General features: G+C 69.5%; 17 protein-coding genes and 1 pseudogene. 7 read left to right on the top strand and 11 right to left on the bottom strand.

What is annotated here, in order from left to right; genetic code table 11:
- Positions 1-222: 222 nt before the first annotated feature.
- The 7 genes from truB to FVE89_RS04335 form a co-directional block, all read right to left on the bottom strand.
- Positions 223-1,251: a tRNA pseudouridine(55) synthase TruB gene (gene truB / locus FVE89_RS04365; protein WP_160532915.1), complete on the bottom strand. Its 1,029-nt coding sequence runs from the start codon at positions 1,249-1,251 to the stop codon at positions 223-225.
- A gap of 52 nt (positions 1,252-1,303) precedes the next feature.
- On the bottom strand, positions 1,304-1,732 hold the full coding sequence (rbfA, locus tag FVE89_RS04360; protein WP_160532914.1) for a 30S ribosome-binding factor RbfA: 429 nt from the start codon (positions 1,730-1,732) through the stop codon (positions 1,304-1,306).
- 103 nt (positions 1,733-1,835) lie between these two features.
- Positions 1,836-4,778 carry a translation initiation factor IF-2 gene (gene infB, locus FVE89_RS04355; protein WP_160532913.1) on the bottom strand — a complete coding sequence of 981 codons (2,943 nt, stop codon included), beginning with the start codon at positions 4,776-4,778 and terminating at the stop codon, positions 1,836-1,838.
- Between the two features lie 76 nt (positions 4,779-4,854).
- Positions 4,855-5,577, bottom strand: coding sequence for an RNA-binding protein (locus FVE89_RS04350; protein WP_160532912.1), 723 nt, complete (start codon positions 5,575-5,577; stop codon positions 4,855-4,857).
- Between the two features lie 22 nt (positions 5,578-5,599).
- Complete coding sequence (gene nusA / locus FVE89_RS04345; RefSeq protein ID WP_160532911.1) at positions 5,600-7,228, bottom strand: transcription termination factor NusA; 1,629 nt, start codon at positions 7,226-7,228, stop codon at positions 5,600-5,602.
- A 65-nt stretch (positions 7,229-7,293) separates the two neighbouring features.
- Entirely contained in the window at positions 7,294-8,055 is a 762-nt protein-coding gene (gene rimP, locus FVE89_RS04340; protein ID WP_160532910.1) for a ribosome maturation factor RimP, read from the bottom strand.
- A gap of 369 nt (positions 8,056-8,424) precedes the next feature.
- Entirely contained in the window at positions 8,425-9,435 is a 1,011-nt protein-coding gene (locus FVE89_RS04335) for an aldo/keto reductase (RefSeq protein WP_160532909.1), read from the bottom strand.
- Between the two features lie 191 nt (positions 9,436-9,626).
- Between FVE89_RS04335 and FVE89_RS04330 the strand changes: the two genes are divergently transcribed.
- The 3 genes from FVE89_RS04330 to FVE89_RS04320 all read left to right on the top strand — a co-directional run bounded on the left by FVE89_RS04330 (position 9,627) and on the right by FVE89_RS04320 (position 11,547).
- The gene (locus FVE89_RS04330; RefSeq protein WP_160532908.1) at positions 9,627-10,571 is read left to right on the top strand and encodes a protein-methionine-sulfoxide reductase heme-binding subunit MsrQ; all 945 of its coding nucleotides are present in this window, start codon (positions 9,627-9,629) and stop codon (positions 10,569-10,571) included.
- A gap of 68 nt (positions 10,572-10,639) precedes the next feature.
- A complete protein-coding gene (locus tag FVE89_RS04325; RefSeq protein WP_160532907.1) occupies positions 10,640-11,044 on the top strand; it encodes a hypothetical protein in 405 nt (134 codons plus the stop codon).
- A gap of 110 nt (positions 11,045-11,154) precedes the next feature.
- Positions 11,155-11,547 carry a hypothetical protein gene (locus tag FVE89_RS04320; RefSeq protein ID WP_160532906.1) on the top strand — a complete coding sequence of 131 codons (393 nt, stop codon included), beginning with the start codon at positions 11,155-11,157 and terminating at the stop codon, positions 11,545-11,547.
- 17 nt (positions 11,548-11,564) lie between these two features.
- Here FVE89_RS04320 and FVE89_RS30440 read toward each other — a convergent pair whose 3' ends face one another.
- The gene (locus tag FVE89_RS30440; protein ID WP_202130592.1) at positions 11,565-11,741 is read right to left on the bottom strand and encodes a hypothetical protein; all 177 of its coding nucleotides are present in this window, start codon (positions 11,739-11,741) and stop codon (positions 11,565-11,567) included.
- A 470-nt stretch (positions 11,742-12,211) separates the two neighbouring features.
- A complete protein-coding gene (locus FVE89_RS04315) occupies positions 12,212-12,607 on the bottom strand; it encodes a DUF4174 domain-containing protein (RefSeq protein ID WP_160532905.1) in 396 nt (131 codons plus the stop codon).
- A gap of 136 nt (positions 12,608-12,743) precedes the next feature.
- On the opposite strand from FVE89_RS04315, the gene FVE89_RS04310 reads away from it, so the two are divergent.
- Positions 12,744-13,760 (top strand): NADP-dependent oxidoreductase, encoded by a 1,017-nt coding sequence (locus FVE89_RS04310; RefSeq protein ID WP_160532904.1) that lies wholly within the window; start codon positions 12,744-12,746, stop codon positions 13,758-13,760.
- Between the two features lie 167 nt (positions 13,761-13,927).
- Complete coding sequence (ssb, locus tag FVE89_RS04305) at positions 13,928-14,491, top strand: single-stranded DNA-binding protein (protein WP_160532903.1); 564 nt, start codon at positions 13,928-13,930, stop codon at positions 14,489-14,491.
- Between the two features lie 140 nt (positions 14,492-14,631).
- On the opposite strand, the gene FVE89_RS04300 is transcribed toward ssb, so the two are convergent.
- Positions 14,632-15,510: an SDR family oxidoreductase gene (locus FVE89_RS04300; protein WP_160532902.1), complete on the bottom strand. Its 879-nt coding sequence runs from the start codon at positions 15,508-15,510 to the stop codon at positions 14,632-14,634.
- A 19-nt stretch (positions 15,511-15,529) separates the two neighbouring features.
- Between FVE89_RS04300 and FVE89_RS30900 the strand changes: the two genes are divergently transcribed.
- Together FVE89_RS30900 and FVE89_RS04290 are read left to right on the top strand one after the other, a co-directional pair.
- Positions 15,530-16,048, top strand: coding sequence for an ArdC family protein (locus tag FVE89_RS30900; protein ID WP_246730497.1), 519 nt, complete (start codon positions 15,530-15,532; stop codon positions 16,046-16,048).
- Between the two features lie 343 nt (positions 16,049-16,391).
- Positions 16,392-16,970, top strand: coding sequence for a class I SAM-dependent methyltransferase (locus FVE89_RS04290; RefSeq protein ID WP_160532901.1), 579 nt, complete (start codon positions 16,392-16,394; stop codon positions 16,968-16,970).
- 485 nt (positions 16,971-17,455) lie between these two features.
- Here FVE89_RS04290 and FVE89_RS04285 read toward each other — a convergent pair.
- Positions 17,456-17,556: pseudogene (locus tag FVE89_RS04285) on the bottom strand (IS5/IS1182 family transposase); the annotation flags it as partial.

Below are 17,556 nucleotides of genomic sequence, written 5' to 3'. Positions count from 1 at the left end.
TCAGAGTCGATCGCCGATGACAGAGCAACTGCCAATCTACTCATATGCAATCGCCCTCCCCCACAGGGGGGGAGGGAGGGCGCGGAGCCGCTTTCGCTTCGCCAACGGAGGTGTGTGTTCCGGCAGCCCCCTGCGGGGGAGGAAGACCAGCGGGACTGCTCATCCCGATCCTTGAACCGGGATCTTCGAATCCACCCGCCTCCTGGCCCTTCGCCTTCGGCCCTACGCCCCGCGGCCCGGCGCCGTTCCGCCGAGGTGGAACACCCGGTGCGGCACCAGCTCGCCGCGCTCCACGTCGCCGACCGCGACCAGGATGCCCGCGCAGGTGGCGAAGGCCTTCCCCGCCACGGGGGCGTCCCGGCCCCGCAGGATCACCGGCTGGCCGCGCATCAGGCGCAGGCCGAGATCCCGGGACACCGCGACCTCCGGAATCGCGTCGAGGGCCGTCTCCACCGGGCGCAGATGGGCGAGCGCCGCCTCGGGTGTGCCCTCCGACAAGATCGCGACCGGGCAGGCCTCGGCTTCCGAAAACGGCCCGACGCGGGTCCGCCGCAGCGCCGCCACGTGGCCGTAGCAACCGAGCATCCGGCCGAGATCGCGGGCGAGCGCCCGCACATAGGTGCCCTTGCCGCACTCGGCCTCGATCACCGTGCGTTCGCCGTCATGCTCCACCACGGCGAGCCGGTCGATCTGCACCGGCCGGGCGACCAGCTCCACGGTCTCCCCCTCCCGGGCGAGGTCGTAGGCCCGCTCGCCCTGGATCTTGATGGCCGAGTAGCGCGGCGGCACCTGCTCGATGGCGCCCACGAAGGCCGGCAGCGCCGCCTCCACGGCCGCCCGATCGGGTCGGGCGTCGCTGGTGGCGACCGCGCGGCCCTCGGCGTCATCGGTGTCGGTCTCGACGCCCCACTGGACCGTGAACCGGTAGGCCTTGCGGCCGTCCATCACGAAGGGAACCGTCTTGGTCGCCTCGCCGAGCGCGATCGGCAGGATACCGGAGGCGAGCGGGTCGAGGGTGCCGGCATGGCCGGCCTTCTTGGCGTTGAAGGCGCGCTTCACCACCGCGACCGCGTGGGTCGAGGTCATGCCGACATGCTTGTCGAGGATCACCCAGCCCGAGACGTCCCGGCGCTTGGGGCGGTCGGGGCGCGGACCGCGCTGCGGGCGGCGGCCCTCCGGTCCCCGGCGCTCGCCGGGCGAGCTGATCGCCGGGCGCTCGCCCTGCGGATGGTCTTCGATGGAAACCGTCATGTCCTCGCGTCCCCCGGGGGCGTGCCCCGTCCCTTTCGTCTTGGTTCGGGAGTCAATGTCCCGGTTCGGTCTCGGGTTCGTCGCCATCCTGGCCGTGATCGAGGTCGCGCTGGACGCGCTCGTCCCGCAGCAGCCGGTCGATGCGCGCCGCCTCGTCAAACGTCTCGTCGCGGCGGAAGCGCAGCTCGGGCGCGAATTTCAGGTTCACGCGCCGCGCCACCTCCTGGCGCAGCACCTTCCGGTGGCGCTCCAGGGCGGCGATCACCGGCGCCTCGTCGAGGCCGCCGAGCGGCATCACGTAGGCGGTGGCGAGCTTCAGGTCGGGCGACATCCGCACCTCCGGCACGGTCACGACATGCGTGCCGAGCACCGGATCCTGAATGTCGCCGCGCTGGAGCACCTCGGCGAGCGCATGACGGATGAGTTCGGCCACGCGCTGCTGGCGCTGCGAGGGGCCGGTGGTGGTCGGTTTCTGGGCCATTCTGTCTCGGGCCGGCGCCGCGAAGCGGCCGGCTCACGTCCTGAAAAAAGAAAGACGGCCGCGGCAGGTGCCGCGACCGCCCTGTCCGGACGGGTCCGGAGCCTCAGAGGGTGCGGCGGATCTCCTCGACCCGGTAGCACTCGATCGTATCGCCGGCGCGCATGTTCTCGAAGTTCTCGAAGGCCATGCCGCACTCCTGGCCGGAGGTGACTTCCTTCGCGTCGTCCTTGAAGCGCTTGAGCGTCTTCAGCTTGCCCTCGTGGATCACCACGCTGTCGCGGATCAGACGGACATGGGCGCCGCGCTCCACGATACCGTCGGTGACGCGGCAACCCGCGACCTTGCCGACCTTCGAGACCTCGAACACCTCCTGGATCGTCGCCTCGCCCAGGCGCTCCTCGCGCAGCGTCGGCGGCAGCATCCCCGACAGCGTGGCTTTGATGTCGTCCACGAGGTCGTAGATGATGTTGTAGTACCGGATCTCGATGCCGGCCCGCTCGGCGGCCTCGCGGGCCTCCTTGTGGGCGCGCACGTTGAAGCCGATGACCACCGCCTTCGAGGCCTGCGCCAGGGTGATGTCCGACTCGGTGATGCCGCCGACACCCGAGAGGAGGAGACGCGCCCCGACCTCGTCGTTGCCGAGCTTCTCCAGGGCGCCCGAGATCGCCTCGACCGAGCCCTGCACGTCGCCCTTGACGACGATCGGCAGTTCCTTGCGGCCGGCGCCCTCCTTGAGGTCGCGCATCATGTCGACGAGCGAGCGGTTGGCACCGCCGGTCCGGGCCGCGAGGCGCTCGCGCTTCACGCGGGCGCGGTACTCGGTGACCTCGCGGGCGCGGGCCTCGTTCGGCACCACGATCACGCGGTCGCCGGCATCCGGCGTCCCGTTGAAGCCCAGCACCTCCACGGGGACCGAAGGACCCGCGTACTGCACGTTCTCGCCGAGATCGTCGATCAGGGCGCGCACGCGGCCCCACTCGGCCCCCGCCACCACGATGTCGCCGGTGAACAGGGTGCCGCGCTGGACCAGGACCGTGGCCACGGGGCCGCGGCCGCGGTCGAGCTGGGCCTCGATCACGGTGCCTTCGCCGTCGCGCTTCTCGTTGGCGCGCAGGTTCATGATCTCGGCCTGGATCTGGATGCCCTCCAGAAGCTGCGGCAGGCCGGCGCCGGTCTTGGCCGAGACCTCGAATTCCAGGGTCTCACCGCCCATCGACTCGACCTGGATGTCGTGCTGCAGCAGCTCCGTGCGGACCCGCTCCGGCTTGGCGTCCGGCTTGTCGATCTTGTTGACCGCGATGATCATCGGGACGCCCGCCGCCTTGGCGTGCTGGATGGCCTCGATGGTCTGGGGCATGACGCCGTCATCGGCCGCCACCACGATCACCACGATGTCGGTGACCTTGGCGCCGCGGGCGCGCATCGACGTGAACGCCGCGTGGCCCGGGGTGTCGATGAAGGTGATCATGTCGCCGGACGGGGCCGCGACCTGATAGGCGCCGATATGCTGGGTGATGCCGCCGGCCTCGCCCTCGACCACGTTCGCCTTGCGGATCGCGTCGAGCAGCGAGGTCTTGCCGTGGTCGACATGGCCCATGATGGTGACCACCGGCGGACGGGGATCGAGATCCTCCTCCAGATCCGGCTCGTCGGAGGACAGGCCTTCCTCGACGTCGGACTCGGCGACGCGGCGCACGGTGTGGCCGAGCTCCTCGGCGATCAGCTGGGCGGTGTCCGAATCGATCACGTCGGTGATCTTGTGGATCTGGCCCTGCTTCATCAGCAGACGGATCACGTCCACGGCCCGCTCCGACATGCGGTTGGCGAGTTCCTGGATGGTGATCGTCTCGGGGATCGTCACCTCGCGGGACAGCTTCTCCTTCTGCTCCACCTGGCCGCGGCCGCTCATGCGCTGCTGGCGGCGGCGGAACGAGGCGACGGAGCGCGTGCGCTCCTCCTCGCCGGAGGTGGCGTTGGCGATGGTCAGACGGCCGCGGTTGCGGTCGCCGCCCGGCGATTTGGGGGTCTTGGGCGGCGCGATGATCTTGAGCGGCATGCCGGGACGGCGGATCACCCGCTTGGTCTCGGACTCGTCCTCGTTGGTCTGGGCGGCGCGACCGGCGGGGCGCGCCGCGGTACCGGCACCGGCGGGACGCGCGGCGGTCGCCGGCGTCGCGGCCTTCTCCGGCTCGGGGGCCGGGGCGGGGCGCGCCATGAAGTTGAGGTCGCGGGGCTTGCGCGAATCGGCCGTGATGGTCTTGCGCGGCTCGCCCGTGGAGGGGCGCGGCGTCAGCGGCGGGCGCGGGGCCGCGGCCGGAACCGCAGCCTGTGCCGGGCGGGCGGCGGCCGGACGCGCGCCCTCGGGCTGACGCGGGGGCGCGGCATTCGGACGAGCCGGCGCCGCAGCGGCGGCCGGACGGGCGGCCGCCGGGGCCGGAGCGGGCTGGGCGGGGGCCGGCGCCGGACGGGCGGGAGCAGCCGGCGCGGGAGCCTCCGCGGCCGGGGCCGCAGCAGCCTTCGAGGCCTCGGCGGCGGCCTGCCTGGCGGCCTCCTCGGCGGCGCGGGCGGCTTCCGCGGCGGCGGCCTTGCGCTCCTCCTCCTCGCGGCGGCGGGCCTCGGCGGCCTCACGCTCGCGGCGGGCCTGCTCCTCGGCTTCCTTGCGGCGCGCCTCGGCTTCGGCCTCGGCCTTGCGGCGGGCCTCGGCCTCGCGGCGCTGCGCGTCGGCGAGGGCTGCGGCGCGGGCGGCGCTCTCCTGCTCGCTCAGGGTCCGCAGGACGACGCCCGAGGCGGCGCGCTGGGCCGGGCGCGGAGCCGGCGCCGTCGGCGCGGGGGCCGCCGGACGGGGTGCGGGGGCAGGCTCACGGGCAGGGGCGGCCGGCGCCGCGCCGATGACGCGACGCTTCACCGTCTCGACCACGACCTGCTTGGAGCGGCCATGGGAGAAGCTCTGACGCACGGTGCCCGCCTCGATCGGCCGCTTGAGGGAGAGCGGCTTCGGGGAGTTCCGATTCAGAGTCTTGTCGCCCGGGTTGTTCGTATCGCTCATTCAGCCTGAACCCTGAGGGTTTCCATCGTCCCGTGAACCGACGCCCGGTGGCGCCGGTCAAAATAGTCCTGCGTCGTCAACGTGAGGCTTCGTCGATCCCGCCGATTCGGGCTGGATCGGGCTCCCCGGTCGCCGCGGCGGCGCCCTCGAAGGAGCGTAGCCGACGCCAACGCGACAGGCAGCCGGCGGCTCCGGCTCCTGCGACGAGCGCAGCGTGTATCACATGATCCCGACCCAAGGCCATGTCCAATTCATCTTCGGACAGGTCGTCGATGATCGGTATCCTTGACATGGTCTCACCGTGACGCCGGTACAAGGCCGCCGCGATCTTGCGCCGCCCGTCCGCGCTGGCCTCCGCGGCGTGGATCACCGCGACCGCGCCGGGCTGGCCGCCGATCGCCGCCTCGACCTTCGAGAATCCCGCCACGATGCAGCCCGCCTTGTTGGCGAGCGCGATCGCCTGCCGCAGATCCTCGCGCAGCCCCGCGGCGATCCGGTCCGGAAGGTCGGGATCGGCCGGGGCCGGCCCCTTGAACGCCCGGGAGAACAGGTTCTTGCGCACGGCGGTGGCGACCGCGTCCCGCCGGGCGCTGACCCAGGCGCCGCGGCCGGGCAGCCGGGCACGCAGGTCGGGCACGACATGCCCGTCCGGCCCGCGCACGAACCGGATCATCGCCTCCGGTGCCTGGGCGACGCGCGTGACGATGCAGGTCCGTTCGGACGCGCGGCGGCCGGGGCCGGCATCGAGCCCCCCGGCTTCCGGTCCGCCCCCGGGCGGAATCGCCTCGATCTCGCTCACCGCGCCTCCGCCGCCCGTCCGTTCAGGCCTCGGCCTGGGCGGGGTTGGCCTCCTCGCCATCGCCGACCTGCTCGGCCTCTTCCTCGGCCTCCGGCTCCGGCAGGGCCTCGATCCAGCCGGCCTTGAGGCGGGCGGCCATGATCAGGGCCTCGGCCTCGGTGCGGGACAGGTCGAACCCGTCGAGATAGCCGGCGTGGCGCTTGGCCTCTGGGCCGCGGCCCTCGGTGTAGCCGACGAGGTCGTCGGTGGCGCAGCCGGCCAGATCCTCGACGCTCTTCACGTCGTTCTCGCCGAGCGCCACCATCATGGGCGTGGTGATGCCCTCGATCTCGCGCAGATCGTCGGAGACGCCGAGCTCGGTGCGGCGGGCGTCGTGCGCCTGCTCGATCCGGGCGAGGTGATCCTGGGCGCGGGCCTGGATCTCGGCGCCGGTCTCCTCGTCGAGCCCCTGGATGCCGGACAGCTCCTGGATATCGACGTAGGCGATCTCCTCGACGTTGCGGAAGCCTTCCGCGGCGAGCAGCTGGCCGACGGTCTCGTCGACGTCGAGCGCCTCCATGAACACCTGGGTCCGCTCGGCGAACTCCTTCTGGCGGCGCTCCGATTCCTCGGCCTCGGTGAGGATGTCGATGTCCCAGCCGGTGAGCTGGGAGGCCAGCCGCACGTTCTGGCCGCGGCGGCCGATCGCCAGCGACAGCTGGTCGTCCGGCACCACCACCTCGATGCGGTCGGCCTCCTCGTCGAGCACCACCTTCACCACCTCGGCGGGCTGGAGGGCGTTGACGATGAAGGTCGCCTCGTCCTCCGACCAGGGGATGATGTCGATTTTTTCACCTTGCAGTTCACCCACGACGGCCTGCACCCGGGATCCTCGCATGCCCACGCACGCACCGACCGGATCGATGCTCCCATCGCGAGAAATCACCGCGATCTTGGCGCGGGAGCCCGGATCGCGGGCCACCGCCTTCACCTCGACGATGCCGTCGTAGATCTCGGGCACTTCCTGGCCGAACAGCTTGGCCATGAACTGGGGATGCGAGCGCGACAGGAAGATCTGCGGCCCGCGGACCTCCGAGCGCACGTCGAACAGGTAGGAGCGGATGCGGTCGCCCGGGCGGAAGGTCTCGCGCGGGATCATCTCGTCCCGGCGCACGATGCCCTCGCCGCGGCCGAGATCGACGATCACGTTGCCGTACTCGACCCGCTTCACGATGCCGTTGAGGATCTCGCCGATCCGGTCCTTGTACTCGTCGAACTGGCGGGCGCGCTCGGCGTCGCGCACCTTCTGGACGATGACCTGCTTGGCCGACTGGGCGGCGACGCGCCCGAAATCGAAGGGCGGCAGGGTGTCGGAGATCACGTCGCCGACCAGCGCGCCGGGGTTGTAGCGGCGGGCCTGATCCAGGGTGATCTCGCGGGCGTCGTTCTCCACCTCGTCGACCACCAGGAGGTGGCGCGAGAGGCGCAGCGCGCCGGTCTTCGGGTCGATCTCGGCGTGGACATCCGTCTCGGCGCCGTAGCGGGAGCGGGCGGCCTTGGCGATCGCCTCCTCCATCGCGTCGATCACGATGGAGCGGTCGATCACCTTCTCGCGGGCGACCGCGTCGGCGATCTGGAGGAGTTCGAGCCTGTTGGCGCTGACGACGGCCATCGGTTTCGGTCCTTCTCTTCCGTCAAACTTTTTTGGGCCGGCCTCATGGGCCGACGCTGGCGTGTTCAGTGCAGCGAGTCGCGGTCCTTGAGCCGGGACGCCTTGGTCACCACCGGCTTCCTGGGACCGGTCCGCGCCGGTTTCTGGGTCTTGGCCGCGGGGCTGGCCTTCTTCGGCCCCTGCGGGCGGAAGGGGCTGCGCGCCGGCGCCGCCGGCTCCTCGGCCGGCTCATCGTCCCCGGCCTCATCCGCCTCGTCCCCGGCAGGCGGGCCGCCGCGGCGGAGCGACTCGCGGATCAGCTCGTCGGTGAGGACGAGATGGGCCTCGGCGAGGTTCTTGAGCGGCAGCTCGATGCGGCTCGGCAGCCCCTCCTTCACGTCGGGCAGGTCGATCGGCACGATCTGCCGATCGAGATCCGGCGCGCCGAGGATGCCGCGAAACCGCTTGCGCCCGTCGAGCGGCGGGCTCAGCTCAACCTTGGCCTCGTAGCCGGCCCAGCGGGCGAAATCCGAGACCCGCACCAGCGGCCGGTCGATCCCGGGCGAGGACACTTCGAGGTTGTAGGCGCCGCCGACCGGATCGTCGACGTCGAGAAGCGGCGAGATCGTGCGGCTCACCGCCTCGCAATCGTCGATGGTGAAGGTGCCGTCCGGCCGCTCGACCATGATCTGCACGGTGCAGCCGTTGATGTTGGACATCTTCACCCGGACCAGCCGGAAGCCGAGGCCCTGGAGCGGCCCCTCGATCACCTGCGCGACGCGCGCGGCGACCCCGGCCTCGCGGACGAGGCGCTTCTCGGACAGATCCGCTTCGATCTCGGACGACATGTGTGGTGGTGAACACCCTTCGCGGCGTTCTGCGTGGCCCGCCCGCGGGCGTTCGACGAAAAAGACGTGCGGCGAAAAAAAAGAGCGGACCCGGTGGGGCCCACTCCCGAACCGCAGCCTCTCGACTGCCATCAGAACTGTTGACGGCTAGATAGCGATCCTTCGTCGGAAGCGCAAGACGGATCCGGCGCACCCCGCAGCCCGGTTCTTCCAAATCTCGGCCTCATCCTGAGGTGCCGGAGCGAAAGCGGAGGCCTCGAAGGAGCCCTCCAGGGATCGCGCGGCTGACTGGAGCCCTCCTTCGAGGCTCGCTACGCTCGCACCTCAGGATGAGGGAATGGTCTGGAGATCTGCCGCTCTTGAGCCGCCTCAGCCGCTCCGCGGCACCCGCCCCTCCAGCGGATAGGCCGGATCGTTGTAGCCCGGCGTCGTCGGGTGTCCCGCGGCCACGAACCCGTCGACCAGCGCCTCGTCCTCCGGGGTGAAGGCGTAGTCGAGGGCGCCGAGATATTCCTGCCACTGCGCCTCCGTGCGCGGGCCGGCGATGACGCCGGTGACGAGGCGGTTGTTCAGCACCCAGGCGGTGGCGAACTGGCCGGCCGTGATGCCGCGGGCCTCGGCATGCTCCTTGAGCGTGCGGGCGATGCGCAGGGATTCCGGGCGCCACTCGGTCTGCATCATCCGCGTGTCCTGGCGGCCGGCGCGGGATTCGGCGGGCGGCGGGGCGTCGGGATCGTACTTGCCGGTGAGCACGCCGCGGGCCAGCGGCGAGTACGGCACGACGCCGAGCCCGAAATGCGCGCAGGCCGGCAGGTGCTCGGTCTCCGGCATGCGGTTGAAGGCGTTGTAGTAGGGCTGGCTCACCACCGGCCGGTCGATCCCCAGCTCGTCGCAGAGCCGGCAGATCTCGGCGACCCGCCAGGAGCGATGGTTCGAGACGCCGAAATGCCGGATCTTGCCGGCCCGCACGAGGTCGGCCATCGCGCGCACGGTTTCGGCCAGCGGCGTGTCGTGGTCCTCCTTGTGGAGGTAATAGATGTCGATGAACTCGGTGCCGAGCCGGCGCAGGCTGTCCTCGGCGGCCTTCATCACGTGGACGCGCGAGAGGCCGCGATCGTTGATCCCCTGCCCGGTCGGGTTGGCGACCTTGGTGGCCAGGATCCAGGCGTTGCGCTCCGCCTTGATGGCCCGGCCGGTGATCTCCTCCGAGCGGCCCTCCGTGTAGACGTTGGCCGTGTCGATGAAGTTGATCCCGGCCTCCCGGGCGCTGGCGACGATGCGGCCGGCGGTCGCCTCGTCGGTGGGGCCGCCGAACATCATCGTGCCGAGGCAGATGGGCGAGACCTTGAGGCCTGAGCGGCCGAGCGTGCGGTACTGCATGGGATCCATCCGGTGTCCGTCACCCCGCTATCTCGCCGCGGCGCGGCCGAGGTCAACCACACAGGTCGACCCGCCTGTAACCGTCGAGCCGCCGCGGCGAACCGCCCCGTGACGGCACCGGCGCCGGAAGATAGCCGTTTCCGGAAGCCTGTTCGCGCTCCCGCCACCGATCCGAGCCCCGTTCGCGACCCATGATCGACCGCTTGGCCGGCTCGCTCGGCATCCCCCTCCCCTGGCTCGACCGGGCCGGACGCCTCTCCTGGCTGAAGCTCGCGGTGTTCGCGGGCTGCGTCGCGCCGGCGCTCTACCTCGCCGCCGCCTACCGGCTCGACGCGCTCGGCGCCAAGCCGATCACCGCCCTGATCCACGCCACCGGCGAATGGGCGGTGCGCTTCCTGCTGTTCTCCCTGGCGATCTCACCGCTGCGCCGCATCGCCGACTGGCCGAAGGTCATCGGCGTCCGGCGTATGCTCGGCATCACCGTGATGGCCTACGCGGTGGCGCATCTCACCCTCTACGCGGTCGATCAGAACCTGATCCTCACCAAGGTCGTCTCGGAGATCGCGCTGCGGCTCTACCTGACGATCGGCTTCGTGGCGCTGATCGGCCTGATCGCCCTGGGGCTGACCTCCACGGACGCGGCTTTGCGCAACCTGGGGCCGAACTGGCACCGGCTGCACCGGCTCGTCTACACGATCGCGGTGCTGGCGCTCGCCCACGACTTCCTGCAATCGAAGATCGACGTCACCGATCCGGTCTTCTCGGCCGGGCTGTTCCTGCTGCTGATGGGCTGGCGGGTGATGCGCCGGTTCAAATGGCCGGAGCGGCCGTGGTCGCTCCTGCTGCTCGCGATCCTTGCCGGGCTCGCGACCGCGGGGCTGGAGGCGGCGTGGTACGGGCTCGCCAGCGGCGTCCCGGCGAGCCTCGTGCTCGCCGCCAACCTGGATTTTTCGGGTCCGATCCGTCCGGCCTGGTGGGTGCTGGCGATCGGCCTCTTGCTGCCGGCTGTGGCGCTGGTGCGGGGTCCGCGGGCGCGCACGGCGCCGGGGCAACCCGCGGGCGGACGGGCGTCGGCCCCGGCCCGGCGGCCGGCAGCCCGGGAACCCGTGCCCGAGCCCTTGTCGCCGCGGGCGTGATGTCGCAGAACCCGCGGCCGGCCCCCGCATCGACGGTCCGGGGCCGCAGCGGAGCTCGTCACGACGCCATGCGCGGCACCCTTCTCCTCATCGCGGGCCTGCTCGTGACCGCCGCCGCCCAGGCGGCTCCGAACGCGGCGCCGCCGGCTTCCGCCGCGAAGCCGGCCAAGGCCGCACCGGCCGCGCCCCCGGCGGCAACCGCACCAACGGTCGCGGCCTGCACCCCGCCCGAGCCGCCGCCCGCCTCCGCGCGCCCGGCGAAGCCCGCGCTGCCGGAAAAACCCGCCTGCCTCGACACCAAGGAGGGCTGCCCGGGCTGGGAGGCCTACAGCTACAACGACGCGATCAAGGCCTATAACCTGCAGGCGCAGGCCTTCCGGCCGATCGCCGAGGCCTACCTGCAGAAGCTCAACGCCTACGTGAAGGCGAGCGGCGAATACGCGCAGTGCGAAGTGAACGCGATGCAGAAATAGCCGGCTGAACGGCGGCCAACACGGCACCCGGGGGCGGTTCAGGCGACCAAATGCAAGCTCCGGTGATGATGGCCGCGATCCCCGCGCGCCCGATCACGCCGAGGCCACCCGTGCCCGCCCGCCGTCTCCCCATCCGCACCGGTTTTCTCGCCCTGCTTCTCGCCGCCGGTCCGGCTTTGGCCGCCGATTTCGACGGTCCCTATCCGCCGGAGCACCGCTGGAGTGGACCGCCCCCGGAGGAGTTGGAGCACCGGCCTCCGCCTCCGCCCCCACCGCGTCCCGAGCCCGCGTTCCGCGGGCCGCGCTTCACTGCGGCGCCCCCCGAGGCGTGCCGGGAATTCGTCCGGCGCCGGTTCGATCCGGACGGTGCGCCGGTCGTGCGCCGGGTGCGGGTCTGCGACGAGCCGGGCTTCGACCGCGGCCCGCCGCCTCCGCCTCCGCCTCCGGAGGACGTCCCGCCCCGCCGCTGGGGCGGGCCGCGCTGGGACGGCCCGCGCTGGTAGGGCGCGCGGGAAGCCGCTCAGATGCGGGCGGGCGCCTTCTTGAGGGCGGCCGCGAAGGCCTTGAGCTGGCGGTTCAGATCCGCCAGCTCGTTCAGCGCGATGGTCTTGTGACCGTCGCGGACCGCGCGCTCGATATCCTCGACCTGCGAGGCGACGAGGCGGCGGATGGCGGCGGCAACGTGCTGTCGGTTCATCGGTTCGAGCGTCTCGTGCGAGCGTCCTGGCGGGCCTCAACGGACGGCCGGGGCGCGGCCGTCGACACGTTTCGGTGATAGGTCGGTAGGCTTAACCGTTGGTGTCCGAACCCGTCGCCGTACACATCCGAATTTAGGATCCTACACCTAATAAGAGCTGTCCCGGCAGGCCACCGGATCCACGACGCGAGACCGGGAGCTTCCCGGCCGTCCAACTCTCCACCTCATCCTGAAATGTGAGCGCAGCGAGCCTCGAAGAAGGGATCCAGCCAGCCGCGCGATTCCTGGAGGGCTCCTTCGAGGCCTGCGCTGCGCTCCGTCGCCTCAGGATGAGGGGATTGGGTGGGATCGCTCGATAACCCTGTATGGGATTCTCCCGTGGACCGTGAGCAGGCCAAGGCTTCGTCCGCTCAGGTCTTCGGTTGGCCGCAGATTTTCGCCTCAATGCCGGCGGCCGTCACGAACCCTGCTCAGCGGCGCTCCCGCATCTCGCTGCGCCGCATCGGCATCGCGTCGATGGTGGCGAATAGCGTCTGAGGCGGGATCGCCGCCGCGGCGGTGAGCTTGGCGCCCCCGTCCTTGCCGACCAGGACGGCCCGAAAGCTGTCGGCCGCCAGCCCGAGCGCGGCGCGCAGGGCACGCGCCTCGGCGCCGGAACCGATTGCCTCCAGCACCACGAGATCGCGCTCGGCGACGCCGTCGCGAACCGGACCCAGGGCGGCGCGCTGGGCCTTGAGCTGCGCGTCCATGGCGTCGGGCGCCGACAGGACGAGCACGCGGGCACGATCCCGATAGGTGTCGAGGGGCGCCGCGGAAGCTGCCGCCGTCAGGGCCGCCAATCCGAGGCCGAGTGCCGTGCCGCGCATACCGTGCCTCCGCATGAGAAGGCTGGACAACGCGCGATCCACCCGAGAGATCGGCCCCCTGAGATCGCCCGAGCCTTTGCGAGTGCCGGCCGGCACCCCAGATCGGGGCGGGCAGCCATCCTCCGGGAGTTTCGTCATGACCGCCATGAACCGCCGCATCGTCCTGGCCTCGCGCCCCCACGGCGAGCCGCGACCCGAGAATTTCCGCCTGGAGGAGGTGCCGGTGCCGCAGCCCGGCCCCGGGCAAGTCCTGCTGCGCACCCGCTGGCTGTCGCTCGATCCCTACATGCGCGGCCGGATGAGCGACGCGAAATCCTACGCGGCGCCCGTGGAGATCGGCGCACCGATGACCGCCGAGACGGTGGGCGAGGTCGTGGCCTCGAACCATCCGGACTACGCGGTCGGCGACCTGCTCACCGCCTTCGCGGGCTGGCAGGAATATTTCGTCACGGACGGCAAGGGCTCGCGCAAGGTCGATCCCGGCGCCGCGCCGCCCTCGACGGCTTTGGGCGTGCTCGGGATGCCGGGCATGACCGCCTATACCGGCCTGCTCAACATCGGCCGGCCCAAGGCGGGCGAGACCGTGGTGGTCGCCGCCGCGGCGGGACCGGTGGGCTCGCTCGTCGGGCAGATCGCCAAGCTGAAGGGCGCCCGCACCGTCGGGATTGCGGGCGGGCCGGACAAGTGCCGCTACCTCACCGAGGAACTCGGCTTCGACGCCGCCGTGGACCATCGCGGCGACGACCTGCCGGGGGCGCTGGCCGCCGCCTGCCCGAAGGGGATCGACGTCTATTTCGAGAATGTCGGCGGCGCGGTCTTCGCCGCCGTGATGCCGCTGCTCAATCCCTTCGCGCGGATCCCGGTCTGCGGCCTCGTCTCGGCCTACAACGCCACGGAGGTGCCGTCGGGCCCCGACCGCCTGCCGGAGCTGATGCGCTCGGTCCTGACCAACCGCCTGCACATCCAGGGCTTCATCGTCTGGGATTTCGCCGATCAGGCCGAGATCTTCCGCAAGGAGGTCGGCGGCTGGATCCGGGAGGGGCGCGTCCGCTACCGCGAGGATGTGGTCGAGGGCCTGGAGAAGGCGCCGGAGGCCTTCATCGGCCTGTTGAAAGGCCGCAATTTCGGCAAGCTGGTCGTGCGCGTGTCCTGAGCTGCGGCTTGCTGCCCACCAGGAACGGATATAGAACAGAAATCCGGCGGCGCTGCGGAAAGCGGGCACAAGCTCGAACCGCAGGTTGCCGCTCCGGAGGCCCGGGCGCATGGTTCGCGCGCCGCCGGGCCGATGCCCTGTGAGATCCGTACGATAAGGAGAGAGCGATGGCGGGCAGCGTCAACAAGGTGATTCTGGTGGGCAATCTCGGGCGCGATCCCGAGATGCGCCGCCTCGGCTCGGGCGATCCGGTGTGCAACCTGCGGATCGCCACCTCCGAGTCGTGGAAGGACAAGGCGACCGGCGAGCGCAAGGAGAAGACCGAGTGGCACTCGGTCGTGATCTACAACGACAACCTCGCGCGCGTCGCCGAGCAGTACCTGCGCAAGGGCTCGAAGGTCTATATCGAGGGCCAGCTCCAGACCCGGAAGTGGACCGACAATTCCGGCGTCGAGAAATACACGACCGAGGTGGTGCTCCAGCGCTTCCGCGGCGAGATGACGATCCTCGATGGGCGCGGCGGCGGCGGTGGCGGTGACTTCGCCGGCGAGGACGAGGGCGGCGGGCAGATCAGCCGCGGCGGCGACTTCGGCGGTGGCCGGGGCGGTGACCGGGGTGGCGATTTCGGCGGCGGCCGCGCCCAGGGCGGCGAGCGCCGTCCGGCCCCGGCCTCCTCGGGCGGCGGCGGCAGCCGCGGCGGCTACGACCTCGACGACGACATCCCGTTCTAGGCCGCACGGATCTTCGTCAGAGAACAGGAAGCCTGCGGTCCCACGTCTCCCCCTCCCCCCTCTGCGGGGGAGGGAAACGCGCTATGCCAGCTCTCGATGTCTGACCATCGTAGCTCCGTCAGGCTACGGAATCCGCGCCGTCAGAGCATCGGCATGCCGCCCGTGACCGGCACCAGGGCGCCCGACATGTAGCTGCCCTCCCGCGAAGCCAGGAGCACGTAGGCCGGGGCGAGTTCCGCAGGCTGGCCGGCGCGGCCGAGCGGCGTCTGGGCGCCGAGTTCCTGCATCTGCTCCGGGCTCTTCACGATCGGCTGGATCGGCGTCCAGACCGGCCCGGGGGCGACGCAGTTCACCCGGATACCCTGCGGGGCGAGCAGGTTCGACAGGCCGATGGTCAGGCTCGCGATCGCGCCCTTGGTGGCCGCATAGATCAGCATGCTCGGGCCGGCGACCTTGGCCTGCACGCTCGTGCTGTTCACGATCGCCCCGCCGGGCTTCATGTGCGGAACCGCCGCCTGGGCGAGGTAGTACATCGCGAACACATTGGCCCGGAACGAGCCCTCGATATCGGCGGCCTTCAGATCCTCGAGCCCCGCATTCACCACCTGGGCGGCGGCGTTGTTCACGAGGATGTCGAGGCGGCCGAAGGCGTCCACGGTGCGCGCCACGAGGCTCCGGCAATGGCCCTCGTCGCGGATGTCGCCGGGCAGCAGCAGACAGCGCCGGCCGGCCTTCTCGACCCAGGCCTTCGTGTCCTCGGCGTCTTCCTGCTCGGCGTCGAGATAGGAGATCGCGACGTCCGCGCCCTCGCGGGCATAGGCGATCGCCACCGCCCGGCCGATGCCGGAATCGCCGCCGGTGATCAGCGCGGCCTGACCGGTGAGAAGGCCCTTGCCGACGTAGCTCTCCTCGCCGTGGTCGGGCCGCGGCGTCATCCGCGTGGTGAGGCCCGGGCGGGGCTGCTGCTGGTCGCCGGGGAAAGGCGGACGCGGGCCGGCCTCGCGCGGATCCTGGGTCATCGGTACGGCTCCTGGGCGGATGGGATCCGGTGGATCTAGGGCTGGAGGAGAGGCCTCCGGCGCCCATCGCGGAGAACTCCGATGGCCCCGTGCCGCTTCCAGCGCGTCCATTAGCTTAGCCGAGCGCGTGAACCCTTATCAGCAGATCACCGACCGGATCATCGCTCAATTCGAAGTCAACTGCGTCCCCTGGATCCGGCCGTGGGACAGTGTGCGTGGAACGGCCACCGTCACGATGCCACGCAACGCTACCACGGCCCGGGCTTACAGCGGCATCAAAGTCATGCTGTTTTGGGATGCCGCGGTCGCCAAGGGCTACACCAACCCGCGCTGGCTCAGCTTCAACCAGGCTCGCATATTCGGCAACGTGTGCGTCACCCCACCGGTTACTGCCATCGGGTCCAGATCGGACCTCGGACAACCCCAGCCTATTCTGCCACTACGGCCGAGCTCGGCTGCCGAAGTTTCGAGGCCTCGCCACCCCCGCCGACACCGCCCAGAGGAGGGGGCTTCGCATCGCGACAGGATGGTAGAGTAGAAAATACTTTAAGACTAATCAAGCAGATCTTGCAATGCGCCATATATATGTGCTACAACAATGCTCTCTAATGTCTCGTTGATCCGTTATAACTGCATTGTTTGCGTCGCTAAAGCTAGGAAAATCAGATATGCATAACAAAGAGTCTTTTAGATGCTGCATCTGCGGACATGAAAATAAGCGGTCACGTAGTGACATGCACCGAGAGGTCTGTGATTGCTCTTGTTGTGAAAGCAGTCCGCGCTCGCGAGGTGTCGCTCTGGCCGTTATGAAAGGGATTTGCGCAGATGCATCCGTTCCTTTCGAGCTCCAACGCCCCCGTAAGGATCTCCGTGTTGTTGGGATGTCAGATGGTTCTCTCATCGAACGAATAATGACGGAAAAATTCGATTACACTAATACGTTCTTTCATAAGCAGCCTTTTTTGGATTTGTGTTCTCAGGTGTCTGCAGCGAACTACAAAGACTTAGACATAATTATATGTTCCGACGTTCTTGAGCATACGTTTGCAACGCCAATCGAGGTTTTGCCAAATCTTCGTCAAATGCTTCGACCGGGCGGGTTGCTAATATTAACGGTCCCGACAAACCACATGCCGAATACAATCGAATGGTATGGCGGAGCAGTATGCCCTCCTGTTCCAGAAAAACAAGAATTGGGATCATGGGTCGTCCGCTGGTCTGATCGCCGGGGCAATGACTACATCGACCAACATCCTTCTTTTCACGGTGGCCCAGGTGATACCCTTGAAATGCGGATGATTTCGCACTCACAAATTGCTGCGGAAGGCAAAAGGTGTGGCTTCGAAGTTTCAAATTTAGAGTTTAAACCGGATGCGGGCTACTACTGGTCGCTGTTGGTGGCTGAAAACTACTTCGATAGACGTGATGCAAGAGTGTTCATGATGCGCCGCGAGTCTTAACGACAAAGAGGAGGAGACGGCGCTTCGCCTCGTGACGGGATCATCGATCGGGGGAGGGGCCTCCGACGCCCGTCACGGAGCTATCCCACGAAACGCCAACTGCCGGCCAACCAAGAGTATCCATCGAAGCGGAGATGCGCAGCGCGTCCACAATCGGCCAACTCGAACGTATGGCCGGGATCGGGCCGGACCACGACGAACGGTTCGCCATCTGGATCCAATACAAAGATTTGGAGACAAGGCACGTCATACCGACAGGAGTCGCCGAACTGAAGAAGCGCATCAGAGCTTTTCATGGGCTCGCCTGAATCGTGTGGAGAGCGATCACCTCGTCTGCACAGCCGCTGGAGCAGAGATGCGGTTGCCGCTCAAACGACGGGGACCGTGCGAGTTCTCAGAAGTGACTTTGCGGTGCCCGACCTTCGGGCCGCGGCCGTTCCGGGTTGCCCCGTTCAAGGCTCTGGACCCGTAGGGTCTGGACTCGATCAGGACCAAAAAGCGATGACGGCGGCGAGGGCGACGGCTGAGGCATAGTTGCGGGCGAGCTTGTCGTAGCGGGTCGCGACGCGGCGGAAGTCTTTGAGGC

It is taken from the genome of Methylobacterium sp. 2A, assembly GCF_009806555.1.
In the GTDB taxonomy this organism is placed as follows: domain Bacteria; phylum Pseudomonadota; class Alphaproteobacteria; order Rhizobiales; family Beijerinckiaceae; genus Methylobacterium.
Note: the sequence above shows the minus strand (reverse complement) of the source record. Positions and strands in the feature narration are given on the sequence as shown.

Excerpts from the sequence above, each read along its gene's own strand:
- truB (WP_160532915.1), bottom strand. The coding sequence starts at position 1,251 with ATGACGGTTTCCATCGAAGACCATCCGCAGGGCGAGCGCCCGGCGATC.
- rbfA (WP_160532914.1), bottom strand. The coding sequence starts at position 1,732 with ATGGCCCAGAAACCGACCACCACCGGCCCCTCGCAGCGCCAGCAGCGC.
- infB (WP_160532913.1), bottom strand. The coding sequence starts at position 4,778 with ATGAGCGATACGAACAACCCGGGCGACAAGACTCTGAATCGGAACTCC.
- nusA (WP_160532911.1), bottom strand. The coding sequence starts at position 7,228 with ATGGCCGTCGTCAGCGCCAACAGGCTCGAACTCCTCCAGATCGCCGAC.
- rimP (WP_160532910.1), bottom strand. The coding sequence starts at position 8,055 with ATGTCGTCCGAGATCGAAGCGGATCTGTCCGAGAAGCGCCTCGTCCGC.
- FVE89_RS04335 (WP_160532909.1), bottom strand. The coding sequence starts at position 9,435 with ATGCAGTACCGCACGCTCGGCCGCTCAGGCCTCAAGGTCTCGCCCATC.
- FVE89_RS04330 (WP_160532908.1), top strand. The coding sequence starts at position 9,627 with ATGATCGACCGCTTGGCCGGCTCGCTCGGCATCCCCCTCCCCTGGCTC.
- FVE89_RS04325 (WP_160532907.1), top strand. The coding sequence starts at position 10,640 with ATGCGCGGCACCCTTCTCCTCATCGCGGGCCTGCTCGTGACCGCCGCC.
- FVE89_RS30440 (WP_202130592.1), bottom strand. The coding sequence starts at position 11,741 with ATGAACCGACAGCACGTTGCCGCCGCCATCCGCCGCCTCGTCGCCTCG.
- FVE89_RS04315 (WP_160532905.1), bottom strand. The coding sequence starts at position 12,607 with ATGCGCGGCACGGCACTCGGCCTCGGATTGGCGGCCCTGACGGCGGCA.
- FVE89_RS04310 (WP_160532904.1), top strand. The coding sequence starts at position 12,744 with ATGACCGCCATGAACCGCCGCATCGTCCTGGCCTCGCGCCCCCACGGC.
- ssb (WP_160532903.1), top strand. The coding sequence starts at position 13,928 with ATGGCGGGCAGCGTCAACAAGGTGATTCTGGTGGGCAATCTCGGGCGC.
- FVE89_RS04300 (WP_160532902.1), bottom strand. The coding sequence starts at position 15,510 with ATGACCCAGGATCCGCGCGAGGCCGGCCCGCGTCCGCCTTTCCCCGGC.
- FVE89_RS30900 (WP_246730497.1), top strand. The coding sequence starts at position 15,530 with ATGGGATCCGGTGGATCTAGGGCTGGAGGAGAGGCCTCCGGCGCCCAT.
- FVE89_RS04290 (WP_160532901.1), top strand. The coding sequence starts at position 16,392 with ATGTCAGATGGTTCTCTCATCGAACGAATAATGACGGAAAAATTCGAT.